The 17215-nt window shown below is 59.5% G+C and carries 14 protein-coding genes; 11 read left to right on the top strand and 3 right to left on the bottom strand.

All coding sequences use genetic code 11. The features are described 5' to 3' along the window. The first annotated feature begins 31 nt into the window (after window positions 1–31). The 5 genes from BBJ66_RS08565 to BBJ66_RS08585 are packed head-to-tail and all read left to right on the top strand — an operon-like array spanning window position 32 to window position 6011. Window positions 32–652, top strand: coding sequence for a hypothetical protein (locus BBJ66_RS08565; protein ID WP_071086305.1), 621 nt, complete (start codon window positions 32–34; stop codon window positions 650–652). Then, the gene (locus BBJ66_RS08570; RefSeq protein ID WP_071086308.1) at window positions 645–2744 is read left to right on the top strand and encodes a hypothetical protein; all 2100 of its coding nucleotides are present in this window, start codon (window positions 645–647) and stop codon (window positions 2742–2744) included. Before BBJ66_RS08565 ends, BBJ66_RS08570 begins: the two co-directional genes overlap by 8 nt. Continuing rightward, a complete protein-coding gene (locus tag BBJ66_RS08575; protein WP_083335536.1) occupies window positions 2734–3201 on the top strand; it encodes a hypothetical protein in 468 nt (155 codons plus the stop codon). The genes BBJ66_RS08570 and BBJ66_RS08575 overlap by 11 nt, the downstream gene beginning before the upstream one ends. Before the next feature lie 13 nt (window positions 3202–3214). Continuing rightward, the gene (locus BBJ66_RS08580) at window positions 3215–3706 is read left to right on the top strand and encodes a virion core protein, T7 gp14 family (RefSeq protein WP_244511635.1); all 492 of its coding nucleotides are present in this window, start codon (window positions 3215–3217) and stop codon (window positions 3704–3706) included. 7 nt (window positions 3707–3713) lie between these two features. Continuing rightward, complete coding sequence (locus BBJ66_RS08585; protein WP_071086313.1) at window positions 3714–6011, top strand: M15 family metallopeptidase; 2298 nt, start codon at window positions 3714–3716, stop codon at window positions 6009–6011. Here BBJ66_RS08585 and BBJ66_RS08590 read toward each other — a convergent pair. After that, the gene (locus tag BBJ66_RS08590; RefSeq protein ID WP_128146167.1) at window positions 5992–6294 is read right to left on the bottom strand and encodes a hypothetical protein; all 303 of its coding nucleotides are present in this window, start codon (window positions 6292–6294) and stop codon (window positions 5992–5994) included. The two genes, BBJ66_RS08585 and BBJ66_RS08590, sit on opposite strands and share 20 nt — an antisense overlap. Before the next feature lie 74 nt (window positions 6295–6368). On the opposite strand from BBJ66_RS08590, the gene BBJ66_RS08595 reads away from it, so the two are divergent. From BBJ66_RS08595 to BBJ66_RS08620, 6 genes are all read left to right on the top strand, one after another. Beyond that, complete coding sequence (locus BBJ66_RS08595; RefSeq protein WP_071086317.1) at window positions 6369–13523, top strand: PBECR3 domain-containing polyvalent protein; 7155 nt, start codon at window positions 6369–6371, stop codon at window positions 13521–13523. A gap of 44 nt (window positions 13524–13567) precedes the next feature. Then, window positions 13568–15181: a hypothetical protein gene (locus BBJ66_RS08600; protein WP_128146166.1), complete on the top strand. Its 1614-nt coding sequence runs from the start codon at window positions 13568–13570 to the stop codon at window positions 15179–15181. Continuing rightward, window positions 15178–15579 (top strand): hypothetical protein, encoded by a 402-nt coding sequence (locus tag BBJ66_RS08605; RefSeq protein ID WP_071086321.1) that lies wholly within the window; start codon window positions 15178–15180, stop codon window positions 15577–15579. Before BBJ66_RS08600 ends, BBJ66_RS08605 begins: the two co-directional genes overlap by 4 nt. Window positions 15580–15639: 60 nt before the next feature. Next, a complete protein-coding gene (locus BBJ66_RS08610) occupies window positions 15640–15891 on the top strand; it encodes a hypothetical protein (protein ID WP_071086323.1) in 252 nt (83 codons plus the stop codon). Window positions 15892–15952: 61 nt separating this feature from the next. Next, entirely contained in the window at window positions 15953–16156 is a 204-nt protein-coding gene (locus tag BBJ66_RS08615) for a Pam3-gp28 family putative phage holin (RefSeq protein WP_071086325.1), read from the top strand. Continuing rightward, window positions 16153–16548, top strand: coding sequence for a hypothetical protein (locus tag BBJ66_RS08620; protein WP_071086556.1), 396 nt, complete (start codon window positions 16153–16155; stop codon window positions 16546–16548). The genes BBJ66_RS08615 and BBJ66_RS08620 overlap by 4 nt, the downstream gene beginning before the upstream one ends. Window positions 16549–16603: 55 nt before the next feature. Here the strand turns inward: BBJ66_RS08620 and BBJ66_RS08625 are convergent, their stop codons facing one another. After that, window positions 16604–16798: a hypothetical protein gene (locus BBJ66_RS08625; RefSeq protein ID WP_071086327.1), complete on the bottom strand. Its 195-nt coding sequence runs from the start codon at window positions 16796–16798 to the stop codon at window positions 16604–16606. Continuing rightward, entirely contained in the window at window positions 16795–17202 is a 408-nt protein-coding gene (locus BBJ66_RS08630; protein ID WP_071086329.1) for a hypothetical protein, read from the bottom strand. The genes BBJ66_RS08625 and BBJ66_RS08630 overlap by 4 nt, the downstream gene beginning before the upstream one ends. Window positions 17203–17215 lie beyond the last annotated feature (13 nt).

A 17215-nucleotide genomic window follows, 5' to 3' on the forward strand; every position in this document is an offset into this window, starting at 1 on the left:
GTACCCATGGAACAACTCAGGAGGTTGTTCCATGGCTTCGGTTGTCTCGATCTGCAACCTTGCTCTCTCCAATGTAGGCAAGCAGAATATCAGCGATTTGACTGAGGCAAGCGCGGAAGCCCGCGCTTGCAATCAGTTCTATGTGATTTCCCGCGATAGGCTTCTGCAGTCGTTCCATTGGTCGGCAGCAGGAAAATCGGCGTCGCTCGCTGAAGTCACGAACGACAAGCCGGGCGCCTGGAAATACGCTTACACCCGGCCGACTGATTGCCTTCAGATCCGGTGGATCAGGCGGCAGTATGTCGCCGACCCCGCTGACGATTGTGTGCGCTTCGATCTCAGGAGCGAATTTCAATCCCCCTACGAGATCGAGGGCGACAAGCTCTATTGCAACCTGTCGCCCTGCCTTCTTCGGTACACCTTCCGGCTCACCGACCCCACGAAGTTCTCCCCGCTCTTCATTGATGCGCTTTCCTGGCACTTGGCCGCGCGCATCGCCATGCCGCTGACGCGCGATCCTAAGGTTCGCGCTGACGCTCTGGCCGTCGCGAAATCAACCCAGGTTGAGGCCGAGGCCGCCGACGCGGGACAGGTTGCTGCGCGTTACGACGACGTTGAAAGCGAGTTTGTGGCGGTGCGCGATCATGGCTGATTACCGCGCTTATCAGCCCTCGTTCACTGCCGGGGAACTATCGCCGGCCCTTTGGGCTCGCGTCGATCTGACGAAATATGGCAGCGGCTTGCGAGACGCTGTTAACGTATTTGTGCACCCGCATGGCGGCGTGTCCAATCGGGCCGGTACTGAGTTTGTCCATGAGGTAAAGAGTAGCGACAAACTCACCCGGCTCGTCAAATTCCAGTTCAACACCGAACAGACCTATATTTTGGAGTTCGGCAATCACTATATCCGCGTGTTTCGTGACGGTGGCTTGGTACTATCCGGCGGCAGTCCATATGAAGTCGTCACGACTTATTCGGATGCAGAGGCGCAAGATATCGTCTTTGTCCAAGAGGCTGACGTGCTGTATCTCTGCCACGTCAACCACCCGGTGAGGAAGCTGGGGCGCCTCGCCGACAACAATTGGACGCTGACGGCCGTCACTTTCTTGCCCCTGATCAATCCGCCGGCCGGCACGCCGACCGTCACGAAGCCCGGCGATACCAACGGGCAACCTGGATATGTGGCGACGACATACCGATACAAGGTTTCGTCGGTCGCTGACAGCGGAGAAGAAAGCCTCCCGTCCAACTCCGGCAGCGTCGTCAACGATCTGGCAATTCAGGGCGGCAAAAACCGCGTTGCTTTCGCTGCGGTAACTGGCGCCGTCCGGTATATTATCTACCGTGAGGATAACGGCATATACGGTTACATCGGCGGGACAACGGGCCTCACGTTCGATGATGAGAACATTACGCCCGATCTGTCGGATACGCCTCAAACTGGCCGAAACCCTTTCAATGCCGCCGGGAATTACCCGCGGTGCGTGACGTTCATCGAGCAGCGCCTTGCCTTCGCTTCGACCCTCAACGATCCGCAGGCGGTATGGCTAAGCCAAAGTGCGAACTACGAGAATTTCGGCGTGTCGTCGCCGGCAAAGGCAAGCGACGCGGTGACCTTCCGCATTCGTGCCAGACAGGTCAACGAAATTCGCTCGATGATCTCGGTTCGCGGCCTGCTGCTGCTAACCTCTGGATCCGAATGGATCGTTACGGGCGGCTCAACGTCGGACTCAATTTCGCCGTCCGCAATCAAGCTCGACAATCAAGGCTACCGCGGCGCCGCCAAGGTGCAGCCGATCGTTGTTGGGAATACGGTCCTGTTTGCCCAGCGCCAAGGCGGCGTCGTTCGTGACTTCTCGTACGACTACACGCAAGATAGCTATGTCGGCAAAGACCTGACAATCCTTGCCCGTCATCTTTTTGTTGGCAAGGAAATCAAAGCCTGGGATTTTGCCCAGGCTCCCGACTCCGTGGTTTGGGTTGTTCTCGATGACGGGTCGCTTGCCTCCCTCACCTACATGAAAGAGCAGGACGTGTGGGCCTGGACGCGCCACGAAAGCGGGCCGGACAATGACGCCTATTTTGAAGACGTGACGTGCATTGAAGAGAACGGTGAAGACGTTCCCTATTTCGTCGTGCGGCGCACGATCGGCGGACAGGTCAAGCGCTATATCGAGCGCCTGCATAGCCGCGCATTCGATACCGTCGCCGATGCGTTCTTTGTGGATTGCGGCCTGACATACAGCGGTGCGCCGGCAGCGACCATCAGCGGTCTTTCCCATCTGGAGGGACAGCAGGTTGCCGCCCTCTCTGACGGCAACGTGGTTCGGAATATGACCGTGTCCGGCGGTTCCGTGACCTTGCCCAATGCCGGTTCTATCGTTCATGTCGGTTTGCCGATGACAGCGGGAATTCAGACTCTCGCTTTGGATCTCGGGACCGTCCAGGGTCTCGGCACAGTCCAGGGGCGAACGAAGTCAGTCAGCGAAGTGACCTTGCGCATGGAGGATACGCGAGGGATTTTCATCGGCGCAAAGGATGGCGACCGCGATAGCCCAAATCTGGTCGAGTACAAGCAGCGTAGCGGCGAAGATTGGAACGAAGCCATCGGCCTGCATACCGGCGATGTCTCGATTACTCCTATGTGGGATTGGAATACCACCGGCAGCATGTGGGTGAAGCAATTCGACCCGTTGCCCATGACCATCCTCGCGATTATGCCGGACGTGTCCCTTGGCCGTTGATATCAAAATCGTTCCGGCTAAGGCCTCGCATATTCGCCCGATCGCCGACCGCATGCGCAAGGCAGACCGTGAAGAAGTGTTTGCGGCGTCGGGCCGATCGCCGGCCGCCGCCATGACCTATTCCTATCGCAAGTCCTCGCATTGTTGGACGGCGTTTTTCGACGGCCGACCTGAGGTCATGTGGGGCATTGGCGATATCAACATTCTAGCCGGCGTCGGCGCTCCCTGGCTCCTCGGGACGGATGCCGTTGAGGAGAACTTCCGGGCGTTCCTCCGCATCTCCAGCAGTTGGCCCGCTCAACTTTTGCAGCGCTATTCAGTGCTTCGAAACTTTGTCGATGTCCGCAATGAGGTTTCTGTTCGTTGGCTTGAGTGGCTGGGTTTTCGGCTGCTCGATCCGGTCGAATTCCGCGGGTATCAGTTCCGGCTTTTCGAAATGGGGGCGGCCGATGTGTGATCTAGGAATTGCTTTGACGCTCGGCTCTACGCTACTCGGCGCGGTCGGGACCGTGCAGCAAGCCCAAGCGACGAAGAAGGCGAGCGACTATAACGCCCAGGTCGCCGAAATGAATGCGAAGATTTCCGATCGGCAGGCGCGTGATTCAATCGAGCGCGGCAAGCAGGAAGAGCAGCAGAAGCGTTTCCAGACGGCGCAGCTTGAGGGCCGTCAGCGCGCCGCCATGGCTGCAAACGGCGTGGATCTGTCGTTCGGTTCGCCGCTCGACACCATCGTTGACACGGCCGAAATGGGCGAAATTGATGCCCTGAATATCCGCACCAACTCGTACCGCGAAGCCTATGCCAACAAGGTACAGGGCGCAAACCAGCGCGCCAACGCTACGCTTGACCGGATGCGCGGCGACGCTGCGCTAAAGGGCGGATATCTAGACGCGGTCGGCACGGTCTTGGGCGGCGCCAGCAAGGCTTACTCTTCTGCATCCGGCATGGGTTATATTAGGTGAGGGTTTAATGCCTACGGTTCCGCTTTATCAAGACACTCAGCAGCGCGTTGCGCTTCGCCCCGAATATACGGAAGGGTATAACGTCCGCGCCGACGCCGACGCTTTCGGCGCTTCCATCGGTCGCGGCATGCAGTCGGCAGCGAACGGCCTGGGCGCTGCCGCCGACGCCGCTTTGCGCGTTCAGGAGCTTGACGACGTGAACGCGGCCAAGGATGCCGACAACCGCTATGCTGAGTGGTCGCGCAACGCCATGTATGGCGAGAACGGATTTATGAACCTTGAGGGCCGCGCCGCTATCGACGGCCGCGCCGATTTCGAAAAGCAAGCCGACCAAAAGCGAACCGAGTTCGGCAACGGCCTCGCTCCAGGAGCAGCAAAGCATTACAATGACGCCTCGCAAGCGAGAATGAGCAGCTTGCTTGAAAGCTCGATTCAGCACAGTGCGCGCGAGCGAAAGTCATGGTTCAACAACACGTCCAATGCTCGTGTCGAGACATTCGCCAACGATGCGCTGGCCGGCTTTGGCGACCCCTCCAAGGTCAATCAAAGTATCGCTTCAGGCGTCGCGGAACTCCAGCAGCAAGCACATATGCTTGGATGGGATAGCGCCTCTTTCGAGCTGAAAAAGCAGCAGTTCATTTCCGGCGTCACGAAGAATATCGTGTTGCGAATGGCCCAGGATGATCCTCTTGCGGCCGATAAGTATATGAAGGCCAACTCCGAACGGCTGTCCGGATCTGACCAATACGAACTGAAAAACTCGCTGCAAACCGAACTGGAGAACGCCGAGTCTCAGAAGTACGCGGACGATGTGCTGGCGGGTTCCCGCAAGGTTTCCGACTTGCCCGGCGACATCGTCGGCGAGGTCGCTGCCGCTGGCGGCCCCGCAATCGACCGCCCAGGCCCGACGCGGGCGAGATCGTTTTTGTTGAGCAAGTTGGCGGCGGGCCACGGTCCCGAGCACATCGCCGGCTTGAACGAAAGCTTTGCAACCAATCTCGCCGCGATGATTCAAGACGCGCCGCCTGAGGTCCGCAAAGGCTTAGGCATTGTGTCCGGCACGCGGACGCACGAGCGGCAAGTTGAACTATTCGAGGACTCGGACAAGACCGGGCGAACGGTTGCGTTCCCGGCCGGGTACACGAAACCGGACGGCTCCATTGCGAAGGGATCGAAGCATGAGGATGGCGAGGCTGTTGATTTTGGGTGGAACGGTCAACTCCTGAAACCTGGCAATGCGCCGCAAGAAGTCATTGATTGGGTGCACCAAAACGCCAGCAAATACGGCATCTATTTCCCGATGGACTATGAGCCGTGGCATACACAACCGGTATCAGTTCGCGGCTCAACTGCTGTCCAGCGCTCTGCCGGGGTTTCGGTTCGGGCCTCTATGCCATCCTACGATGACATTGAAACCACGCTGTCCGGAATCAGCAACCCGCGCATTCGCGAACTCACCCGCAAGCGTCTTTATGCCGCGATCGAAATGCGGTCGAAGGCCGAAGAAGCAAACACAAATTCGGCAAGGGCGCAGCTTTGGAACTATGTGGATCAGGGGAAAACGCCGGATGAAGTCCCGATGGAGATCCGCCAGCAGGCCGGCATGTCTGCCGTGTCATCGGCCTGGAGCTATCTTGAGACGGCCGCCAAGGGTCGCGATGTCGATAGCGACGAAACGTTACTTTACCAGATGCGCCGTCAAGCTGCGACAAGCCCGACTGAGTTTTCGGGCGTCGATCTGAACGAATACCGCGACCGCCTTAGCAAGGAGGCAATCAAGGAGCTAACCGGCCTGCAAACGAATGCCTTGACCGATGAGCGCAAGGCAAAAGAGGACGGCATGAACGTCAATACGGCGTTCTCCCAGGCTTCGCAGCAGCTTGAAGCCGTGGGGCTGACCACAACCGGAAAGAAAGGATCGGATCGCGAAGACGCGGCCCGCCGCATTGCGATCTTCCAGAATTCCCTTGTCGAGGAAATGCAGTCGTTCAAGCGCCTCAATAAGGATAAGCCCCCAACGCAGCCCGAGATCCAGCAGATGATTAATCGTCTGCTCTTGCCGATCGTGATCAAGACGCCCGGCTCCGTTTTCGGCAACGCCTGGAGCAGCACGAAAGATGGCTTCATGTTTGAGGCGGGGAATCGGCCGGACAATTCTACGGCTGAGCCCGTCGTGAAATATGAAGATGTGCCGATCGATATCCGCCTTAAGCTGTCGACTTACCTTGAATCCAAGTTGGGTCGAAAGCCAAGCCAACAAGAGGTATCGACGGCGTATGTGGATTTCATCCTGTCGCGAAAGTAGTCTTTGGGTGGAATTTCCGGCGGTATCGCCAAACGAAAAAAAGCGCCACGGCGACACCGCCCGGCGCTTGCTTGGCGGCCGCGGTGATGTAGGCGCCCGCGTCCGCGCCAGATCCGTAGGGATTGACATTCCAGATCACGAGCGCCCCGCCGGCAGTCGCCGCGCAAACGACCGCGACAGATATCAGGCACGCCAAAAGGGAGTAGCCGAACCCTTTCGGCAGGGCGGCGCTTGCGGAATATGCCGACAAGAAGGCGAATCCGACAATTATGAGCATCAGCATCGCATAAACCCCCATTCACCTAGACAACTATTGCGGCCGTAAACCTGCCTTCAAATTCTTGATGGAGACAGGCATTGGACATCACTTCTGACTTTGACACTTGGCTTAAGTCCAAGCACGATCAAGACGCCGCTTCCGCCTCTGTTGTTATTGGATCTTCGGCCGAAAATCCAGACGAGGTTGCAGGAAACCTTAATCTCGCCAACGAGTTTGCAAAAACAACGGGCAGCCCGGTTCCTCCTCTCGATCTCGTCAAGGACAATCGAAGCTCGTTTCAGCAGGCCATTGACGACAAGCGGAACGCGACGGTTCTCCAGTCGTCGCCGCGCCTCACGTCCTGGCTGACTGCCAATCCAACGAAAGCCGCCATCGCCAAGGATGATCTGTCTGGCCTGTCGTGGTGGGAATTGCTCGGCAAGAATGCCGCTGAAGTTCCGAAGGGAATTCCCGGCGGCGTTGTCTCGTCTGCCGGTACAGCACTTGAGGGAACTGGGCAGATCCTCACGCCGGTTGATCCTGCCGTCCGTACGCCGCTCACCAATCGCATTGTCCAGGCGCAATCGCTCGCCCCCGACCAGTTGGCGACGCTTCGGCAGGACATTTTCAAGCAGGGCGATATCAATCCGCAGATCGCGCAGACGGTGCTTTCCGGCGTCCTGGCCGGCGATATCCCGCCTGCCGAAGCAATCGAACAACTCGGGCCTATGCTCGGGCCGGCCCTTAAGATCGCCTCGGACGCGCTGCAGAGTGGCGGCGAGGCAACGCAGGATTTCGGCGCCGGCCTGATCCCGGCCGCTCCCGGCATGGAAGAAAGCTTGGGCCGGCAAGTCGGCTCGGGTCTCGGCTCGCTGCTCACCATTATCGGCGCGGCGATGGTCGGCGGCCCATTTGCCGCTGGCGGCGTGGGCGGCGCCATGGGTGCCGGCGAAGCTTCCGGCAACGCTCGGCGGGCTGGGCAGGATGAAGACACGCAGACCATTGCCGCGTTCTGGGGCCTTATTCCTGGCCTTACTGACGCCATCCCTGTTGAGCGCCTTCTCAACAACCATGTCGTCAAGTCGGGCTTTGCCGCCCTGCTGCGCACGGTCGCCAAACAGTTCGCCACGGAAGGCGGGCAAGAGGCCGTCCAGCAGCTTATGCAGAACGCGATTGCCTCCAACCTCTACGCCCCTGACAAGAGCTTGCTTGACGGCGTATTGAACAGCTTCGCGACCGGCGGCTTTGTCGGCGCCATGGTCGAGGCCGGAAAGATCGGCATTGACGCGATGATACCCGGCCGGCTTCGCGGTTCAATGCATCAGGCGCAGCGGGCCGAACAAACTCGCCAGACGGTTCAAGACCTGTCTGCCCAGGCCCAGGCGTCCACGACGCGCGGGCGATCGGCCGATACCTTCCGCGATTTTGCGGCCAAGGCGACGAACGGAACGCCAGTTGAAAATATCTATGTGCCGGCCGATAAGTTCGTTGAGTATTTCCAGGGCGCCGGCTTCGATCCTCACGAGCTTGCCGACACGCTCGACGGCGTGACCTCGGCCGACCTCGACGCCGCCCTTGCCAGCGGTGGCGATCTGAGAATCCCGACCGCGACTTATGCCGCGCGCATGGCCGGCTCTGAGCATGATGCATTCCTTATGGACAACATGCGCTTTGATCCCGAGTCCTTCACCTTCGCGGAAGCCCAGGCATTCAATGAACGCGCCGAAGATCTGCGCGATGAAGCCTATCAGGCGGCCGAAGACGCTCGCCAATCCGCCGAAGCAAACCGATCGGCAGAAGAGCGAATCTATGATGAAATGGTTTCTCGTCTTCGCGTTGCCGGCCGCTCTACCGACGTGGCGACGACTGAGGCTATGCTCTACCCGGCCTTCTATTCGGCCATGGCCCAGCGCAACGGCATGACCACGGAAGAATTCATGCAGCGCTACCCGCTCCCCCAGGTGGCCGGCGATCTTCCCCAGGGCATGCAGTTCAAGAATGTCGATGAACTGAACCGGACGCTCGCAGCCGCGCGCAACCGGAAAGATGTCCGCGACACGCGGCCGACTCTTCTCGATTTCATCGATCAGCACGGCGGTATCAACGATGCCGGCGGCGAACTGAAATCCCGCAATGCTGAAACCGTGAAGCGCGGCAAGGGCAAGAAGACGTTGCGGCTCGCCCGCAAGCAGGGCAAGGCTCAAGGCGACATGCTCGGCGGCAGCAACCTTGATGGCCGTAAGCACGGCGCCGATGCGGTCGCTCAGGCCGCGATTGAAGCCGGGTTCCTGCGCGACGATCCGGCCGCGGTTGAGTATATCGCCGCGGTGAACGAAGGGCGCGAAGTCCCTGATATTACGCGGGCTCTCTACGATTCGATTGACCGCGAGCTGCGCGGTGAACCTCAGTATGCGGAAGCGCCCAGCGCCGAAGCTGAAGAAGCCGCGCGCCTGGATGAAGTCGAGAAATATCTTGCCTCGCTCGGCGTATCGCTGACGGACAGCGACGACAATATCAGGCAGGCAATTGAAGGCGGCCGCCAGTATGGACAGGCGTCAGTCCTGCGCGGCGCAATCCAGTCGCTACTTGATTTCGTTCGCGGCGCTCCAGCCAACGAAACGAAGACGGTAGAGCTTGGACAGGTTTCCCCTGAAGTGGCGGCCGCCGTCAAGGATTCGTCGGGGCTTGATGTTTCCGGTTATACCCATACCGTTGACGCCTTCGCCGTGCGCCACATCTTCAAACGCCACGGCGACGAAAAGGCCGAAACATCGCGCGGGCAGCTCCCGATTACTGAGGCCGATATCCTGGCTATCCCTGACGTGATCACAAACGCGACGCATGTCGTCACTGGCATCGTGGGGCGTCGTGGTCAGCAAATTGTTGGATATCTCGCCCCCGGCCCTGATGGCTCTACGCTCTATGTCGAAGAGGCCCGCGAAGGGAAAAAGCGCCTTGCGGCTGTGTCGATGCGTAAATTCCCCCCGGCGACCAAATCCGAAAGTGTTATTTCCGGCCTCGTCTCTACGTCTGAAACGCCTCCGGGGGGCGAGATAAAAGTAACTGCATTGCCGCAAAATCGCAAGGGCGGTTTTCTTTTTCAGAAGATGGAAGGTGGCGCGCGCGGCTCGATCCAGCTTCCTGCCGGGGGCATCAGGTCGGGCGATACGATCATCCGGCTTTTCGAGAATGCCGACCTCTCAACCCTGGTTCACGAAACCGGGCACTACTTCCTGACGGTTATGCAGGATGCGACCGCCAGCGGCGAAAGCAGTTCAGCCGCCGATTTTGCGACCCTTCAGGATTGGTGGAAGGAAAACGCGAAGGCTGTTGCCGCTGATGGCAAGCGCGTCATGGCAGACGTTGAAATCACCGAAGCCGACGTAATCGCGGCGCTCGAAAACGGCACTACCGGCGACCTGATGAAAGACGCCGCCGTTGATGTCGGCATGCAGGAGCAATTCGCGCGCGCCTTTGAAAGCTATCTGATGGAGGGCAAAGCGCCGTCTATCGAGCTGCGCGGCGCGTTCGAAAAGTTCCGCTCCTGGCTGATCTCGATTTATCGGACGATCGCCGGCCTTCACGTCAAGACCAGCCCGGCAGTGACGGAAGTCTTCAACCGCATGCTCGCCAGTGACAGCCAGATTGAAGCCGCCCAGGCATCGACCGGCGAAACCGGCCCGGTATTTGCGACGGCCGAAGCGATGGGCCTCAAGCAAGAGGAATTCGACCGCTTCATGACTCTGCGCCGGCAGGCCGAAGATGAGGCGAAAGCGACCCTATTGCGCGAGGCAATGGCGCCGATCAAGCGCGAGCAACAGAAGGCTTACAAGGAAGAGAAGGCGGCCGTTCGCGCCGAAGTCGAGAAGGAAGTAAACGCCTTCCGGTATTATCGCGCCATGGAATGGATGGGCAACCGCCGCTGGATTGACGAAGACGGCGTCAAGGAAATGCCGGATATTCGGATGTCCAAAGATATCCTTGTTGAACGCTACGGCGCCGGCATCCTCGAAACCCTACCGCGTGGAAAGCAGACCATGTATGCCGTAGAGGGCGGCCATGATCCCGACGATATCGCCAATTCGTTCGGCTTCGAAAGCGGCGACGAAATGGTTAGGGCGCTGGAGCAAGCCCCGAAGCGCAAAGACGCCATTGCCGCCGAAGTCGAGCGCGTCATGCGTGAACGGCATGGCGACATGTTGAATGATGGCTCTGCGGAAGCAGAAGCCCTTTCGGCCGTCCACAATGACAAGAAGGCCCAATGGATCGCGGCCGAACTGAAGGCGATCGTTGAGGTTGCCGGCGCCGGCCAAGCGCTCACGGCGAAAGAGGCCCGCGCCTCGGCTCGATCGGCAACGGCTCGGATGCGCGTCCGCGACGCTATGGCGAGCGAACGCTTCCTTGCGGCCGAACGCAAGGCGGCCGATGAAGCCGCCCGCCTCGGCGCCCAACTGGCGCGGGAAAAGATTTGGCTCGACGCTGCCCGCCGCAAGATCTCCAGCACCGCTAAAGCCGCAATCCGTGGCGAGGGTTCTCAGGAGGCTGTCGCGGGCGCGATCGACGCGCATAACGGCAAATTCGAAACCACAACATCGACATTTCAAGTTGCCGATCAGCAGCGCGTTTCGAGCAATGGCAAGGCTTTCACCATCCCCGGCGGCGAACGCACGGTGACGAACCACGGCTATAACGATCTGGTTGCCAAGCTCATTGAGGCAAAGCGCCGGCAACTGCTCAACCATGCGCTCTATCAGGAAAGCCGCAAGGTTGCCGACGAAGTCGAGAAGGCGGAAAACTACGTCAAGAAGCTCGGCAAGGCGTCCACGCGAAACAGGATCGCGGGCGCCGGCCGCCGCGAAAACGCCAAGGTCGATTACCTCGGCGCTATTGATGAGCTTCTTGACCGTTACGACTTCACGCGCATGAGTGGCACGGCGGAAGCTCGTAGAGGCTCGCTGAATGCGTTCGTTGAAGCGATGCGGGCGGCAGGCCGTGAAAACGAGCTTGTCATTCCTGACGCCGTTTTAGCCCAGGCTGGCCGCGCTCCTTACAAGACCATTCCCGTTGAAGAGCTTCGCGGCGTGATCGACAGCATCAAGAACCTTGAGCACGTCGCGTTGCGCTGGAATAAGCTGATCGATGCCAAGCATGAGCGGGAGCTTGAGGAAACGGTTTCCGATATCCTCGACGCCTTCAAAAAGAACATGCCGAAGCGCCCGCCCGCTCGTGTCGGCTCTGCCGGTGAAGATCGCCGGAACTCGGTTCGGCAATATCTCGATCTGGTGTTGAACGCCAACACGCTGCTACGCGAAATCGACGGCTTTGAGGATGCCGGCGCGACCCATGCCGCCATCAAGGCGCCGATCGATGATGCCGCCAACCGGCTTGCCGTTCGGAAGGAAAAGGCCGCCGCGGATCTCGAAACGCTTTACGACGTTTATTCGAAGAAGGAACGCCGCGACATGGCGCGGCGCATGCATGTGCCGGAACTCGGCTATGCCCTGTCGAAGTGGGAAAAGATCGCTATCGCGCTCAATACCGGCAATGAGGGAAACCGCCAGCGCCTCACCGATCGCCGCGTTGAAGGCTCATTGACCGACGCCCAGGTTGACGCCGTCCTTGCCTCGCTGGATGCGCGCGACGCGAAGTTTGTTCAATCCGTCTGGGATTTCGTCGGATCGTTCAAGGGCGATATTGCAGCTCGAGAAAAACGGGTGACCGGCGTTGAACCGGATTGGGTCCAATCCTCTCCTGTCACGATCGGCGGCAAGGAACTGGCCGGCGGCTATTATCCGCTGAAGTATGACGCCCGCTTGTCGTCTCTCGCCCGCGACGATGCGGCCCAGGATATCGCGCAATCCCTGATGGCCGGCCGATTCGGAAAGGCGCAGACGCGCAACGGACATACCAAGGAACGCGCCCAGGCGTCGGGCCGGCCCGTTGAGCTGGATATGTCCGTTCTCCATCGGCATATCAACCAAGTGATTTATGACTTGGAATTCAGCGAAGCCGTGTCCAACTCCTGGCGCGTGCTCCAGGATGGCCGTGTTCGCTCGGCCTTCACCAACTCCGGCCGTAGCGCGGATTTCGACGCGCTGGAAACGTGGCTGCTCGATGTCGGCTCTGGCGAACTGCGTTCCGCGGATCTCGTCAGCCGCACGGCGCGGTTTGCGAAAAACAACTTCACCGTTGCCAAGCTCGCGCTCAATCTGGTGACGGCCGCCTCTCAGGTCGCCGGCCTGGCGCAGTCGGTCGTTGTGGTCGGTAAGCGAGACTTTGCGGTTGGCGTGAAGAACTCGTTCCGTCCTGGCGTGCTCGGCGATATTGCCAGCAAGTCGCCTTACATGTCCAAACGGCAAGGCACCTTCAGCAAGGACATCAACGACTTTTATGAAAGCAGCAAATCGAGCGCGGCCGGCTCCAGGTGGAAGGATTTCAAAACCGTCTGGGGCAAGCTGGCGTTCTGGCTGATGGAGAAGCTGCAATATCATCTGGTTGACGTTCCGACGTGGCTCGGCGGCTATAATCAGGGCCTGCGCAAATTCGGCAACGATGAAGCAAAAGCAGTCGCCCACGCTGACGATATCGTCAAGCGCGCTCAATCGTCCGGCCTCTTCCATGATCGCTCGTCATTCGAGCGCGGCACGCTCTCGCGCAACACCCGTCAGAATGACGTGGTGCGGCTCTTCACGGCGCTGGGCTCCTACATGTTCGCCAAGTTCAATATCGCCTACGAGCGGGGCGCCAAGGCCCGCCGCAACGTGATTGACCAGGGCTCGACGCCGGCAGCGTTCGCGAAACAAGGCGTCTCCCTGGCTGTGGACATGGCGATGCTGTTCATGGTTGACGCCGTGTTTGTCGCCGCGATCAAAGGTCAGCTTCCGACCGGCGACGATGATGACGACGGCTGGCCGCTGTTCCTGGCAAAGCAGACCGGGTTTTCCGTCCTGGGCGCCCTGCCATTCATCCGTGATGCTGGCAGCGTGTTCCAAGGGTTCGACGGCGGCGGCGCTTACGGCAGCGTTGTGGGCGATGCGGCCGGCGGCATCAAGTCGCTCGCGGGCGTCGTGGAATCGCTCTTCAAGGGCGAGGAAGTCAAGAATTCGGATATCAAGGCGATCGTCAACGCGACCGGCCTGGGAACCGGGCTTCCGGCGGCGCAAGTCAACCGCATAGTCGATGCGGGAATGAGGCAGGTAGACGGGCAAGAGGTTTCGCCGTTTGAATACCTCCTCGGCAAGTCGAGCAAGTAACCTTCTCGCGCCTATGGTTCAGCGATTTCCATAGGCGCGAAAACATGACCATTTCCAGTGAAGTGAACCGATCTGGCCCTTACCCTGCCAACGGGGTGACGACGGCCTTTGACTACGAATTCAAGATTTACGCCCCCGAACATTTGCAGGTCATCAAAACCGATGCCAGCGGCGTAGATTCCATTCTTGTCCTCGATAGCGACTATACCGTTACGGGGGTCGGAGATGACGGCGGCGGCCAAGCCATCATTGTGCCGGCCCCCGCGACCGGAACGAAAATCACCAACCTGTTGAATGTGCCGTTCACCCAGGATACCGACCTTGAAAATCAGGGTGCCTACTACGCCGAAACGATCGAGCGGGCGCTTGACCTGTTGGTAATGCGCCTGCAGCAGCTCAAGGAACGATCGGCCCGCGCCGTCACCATTCCGCCGTCTGTCGATGACGCGACGATTGACGAGCTGATTTCGAACGTTCTGGCGCTGGGCGACAAGGGCGACGATCTCAGCATTGTTGCATCGGTCGCGCAATACTTGGCGACCGTCGCCGATCTTTCCGACGACATTCCCGGCGTTGCCGGCCTGACTGCGACGACAATCACCAAGGCCGGCGAGGCCGCTGGGTCGGCAACCGCTGCGGCCGGAAGCGCGGTCTTGGCCGGACAGTATGCCAACAACGGTGAAGATGTGGGCATCACTGGCGTTCCCGGTGCCTTCTCCGCCAAACACTTCATGCTCAAGGCGAAGGCGATCTACGATAGCGTAGCCAACACGCTTGCCGGCTGGATACATGCGGCGGCGGCCAAGACCTCGCTCAACGATGATGACGAGCTTGGGATTGCCGACAGCGCCGCCGCCTGGGCGCTGAAGAAAATAAGCCTGTTCAATCTCGTGGTCTATATCGCCAGCCTTACCGGGTATGAGCGGATTTCCGGCTGCGAGACGGTCTTTGTCACCAACACAACAATCCAGATGAAGGCCGGATGGGTTTTTTTCAAGGGCAAGCGAACGACGTTCGGAGCGGCGCTTACCAAGAACCTCGCCGCGACATTCACGGCCGGCGCTGCTGGCGGCCTCCTCGATACCGGCGCGATGGCGGCGAGCAAAACCTATTTCGTCCACGCTGTGCGCAACCTGACCACGGGCGCTGGTGATTGGGTGGCAAGCCTGCAATCTGATCCGGCGCTTGTGAACATGACGAACCTGACCGGGTGGGAAGTGCAGGGCCGCGTTAACGTCGTGCTGACCACGTCGGGCAATCTCATCCGGCCATATACGCAGGACGGCAACGAATACCGGGCCAGCAACACGGTCAGTGAGATTTCTGCAAGCGGTTGGGCGGCGGCAGATTTCCAGCTTACGCAAATCCCGGCCGGGATATCCACCGAAGCATATTTGATGCTTATCAACGGGCAAAATAACAACTCTGCCGGCGTCGTGTTCGCCTGGACGGACAACAATGCCGGCCCGGCTACCGTGCAACTCAGCGTTAACGTTGTCAGCTCGCACGAAGCTCGCATTGGGGCAAAGCTCCGCACGCGGTCAACTGGCGTCATCCGCTCCCAAGCCTCAACGTCGGTAGGCTCCGGAAGCTACGTTGTTCAGTCTGTAGGTTTCAACGACTATCAAGCGCCCCGCAGAAATGGAGCTTCAGCATGAATACGGTTTTTGTTCAACGCGACGGCGACGGCGCGATAGTGTTCTACAGCGCCGGCCCGCAACCGGGCATGGATCTTGAAGAGCTGCCGGAAGATAACGCGGCTGTCGTTGCATTTCTCAACCCTCCCGCGCCTTTCCCTTCCCTCAAGAAATGGCAGCTTTGGCTTGCAGCCCTTGAGCTTGAGCCGCCGATTTTCAAGGCTGATGTCCTGTCCGCCGTCGCCGGCATGTCGGCTCTTTCGGCGGCCGAGAAAGAAACGATGCGCATCATGATTGAGGACGCCCAGGAATACGAACGCGCAGATCCGCGCATCGATATGCTGGCCCAGGTCATGGGCATTCCGCCTGCGCAGATGGACAGCCTTTGGGCCTGGGCTGCTCAGATCCGGTCGATGTGAACGCGGCCAACCTTTCCCGCGTAAAGCTGCCGCCATAGAAAACCGAATGGCGGCAGCACTATGGACGAAATCACCCGTATCGAAATCGAAAAGCTTCACGGCAGGATCAACGACATGAAAGAGCGCGTCGTCACCCTGGAAGCCCAGCAGCCGCATATTAACGCCGCGTTGCTCCGAATCGAGGGCAGCGTTGAAAAGCTGGCCGGCAAGATCGGCAAAGCGATATGGGCGGTTCTCACGCCGACCGTCGTCATTCTCATTGGCCTGTTCATTAAGGCCATCGCGTCGGGCGCGCTCAAGCCCTACGTCTGATTTCAGCGCAACAACCTTCCCCACAACATGATTGCCGCCGTCACCAACTGAGGCAGCAATCATGTCCCTTGTCATTCTTCGCATTCTCTTGCGGTATCTCGCCGCCATCCTCGTCACGCGCGGGCTTCTCGCTCCCGAAATGGGCGATCTGATTTCCAACGATCCCGATATTGCCATGGCTGTCCAGGTCGCAGCCGGCGCCATCGTGGCGGCCGTAGCGGAAGGCTGGTACTTCCTGGCCCATAAATTTGGGTGGGCTCGATGAAGTGGCTTTCTGATTTGCTGCTCGGCGGGATCATCGAAAAATTCACCGGCCCGCTCTTGGCCGCCTATCAGGCGAAGCTTGCCGCCGAAACCGATCAGCAGCGGCTTGCGGCCGAAGAAGCTATCAAGGGAATTGAAGCCGCCCGCGATATCGCCGTGGTCGAGGCTTCCGACCGATGGAGCGCAACGCACGTTGGCCGATTGCTGATCGTCATCCCGTTCGGTCTGTGGTGGGCCGCGATTTACATCGTCCAGATCCTGAACCCCTGGTTCGGCTTTCATCTGGTCGTTGTCGATGTTCCGCCCCACGTCAATGACATGGCGCTTGTCCTGATCCCCGCTATCGTGATCGGCGATGCCGGCGCGCTACTGGCCCGCCGCATCCGGCGATAAAGAAAGGGGCGCAAAATGCGCCCCCATCTCAACATATTGCGATAATCACATGCCGCTAGGCAACGAAAGCCGACACGATCGACACGACGAACGACGCCAGCGTAACAATGAGAATGCCGACAACTCCTGCCTGCGTTTCATCGCCGCCGCTGACAAGCTTCTGATACGCAATTCCTGTGGCCGTGGCCGACGCAATCGAAAACACGCCAGCGACAATTGCAATGATTGCCAAGACAATACTCTGGATCATGCCGCCGCCTTACCCTTCTTGGGCTTGAGGAACGCCGGAACCTCGGCGCCGTCGTCGCCTTCCATCTGGGCGCCGCCCACGGTTCCGGCTGGCTCTCCTTCGCTGCCTGCGTCGTCAACGGCGCCGACCGGCGGCACGCCGTCGAGCATTCCCTTGAGGCCGCTTTCGTCGCCGTCGCCCGCCGTCCCGGATTCCGGCTGCGGGTTCGTCGCCACGATCTCGACGCGCCGCGTTTTCTGCTCGGTCTTGACTTCTTCAACCGAAGCCGCCTTCAGCAGCGCTGTATAGTCGCCGGATGCGTGGGCGTCACGGACAAGGCCAAGCGCGGTGAACTGCTCGTCCAGCGTCTTGCCGGTCGGAAGAAAAGCGCGGATGGTGATTGCGATTCCAGACTGATTTGCCATGTTGATTTCCTCT

It is taken from the genome of Rhizobium sp. RSm-3, from assembly GCF_001854685.1.
GTDB lineage: Bacteria > Pseudomonadota > Alphaproteobacteria > Rhizobiales > Rhizobiaceae > Rhizobium > Rhizobium ecuadorense.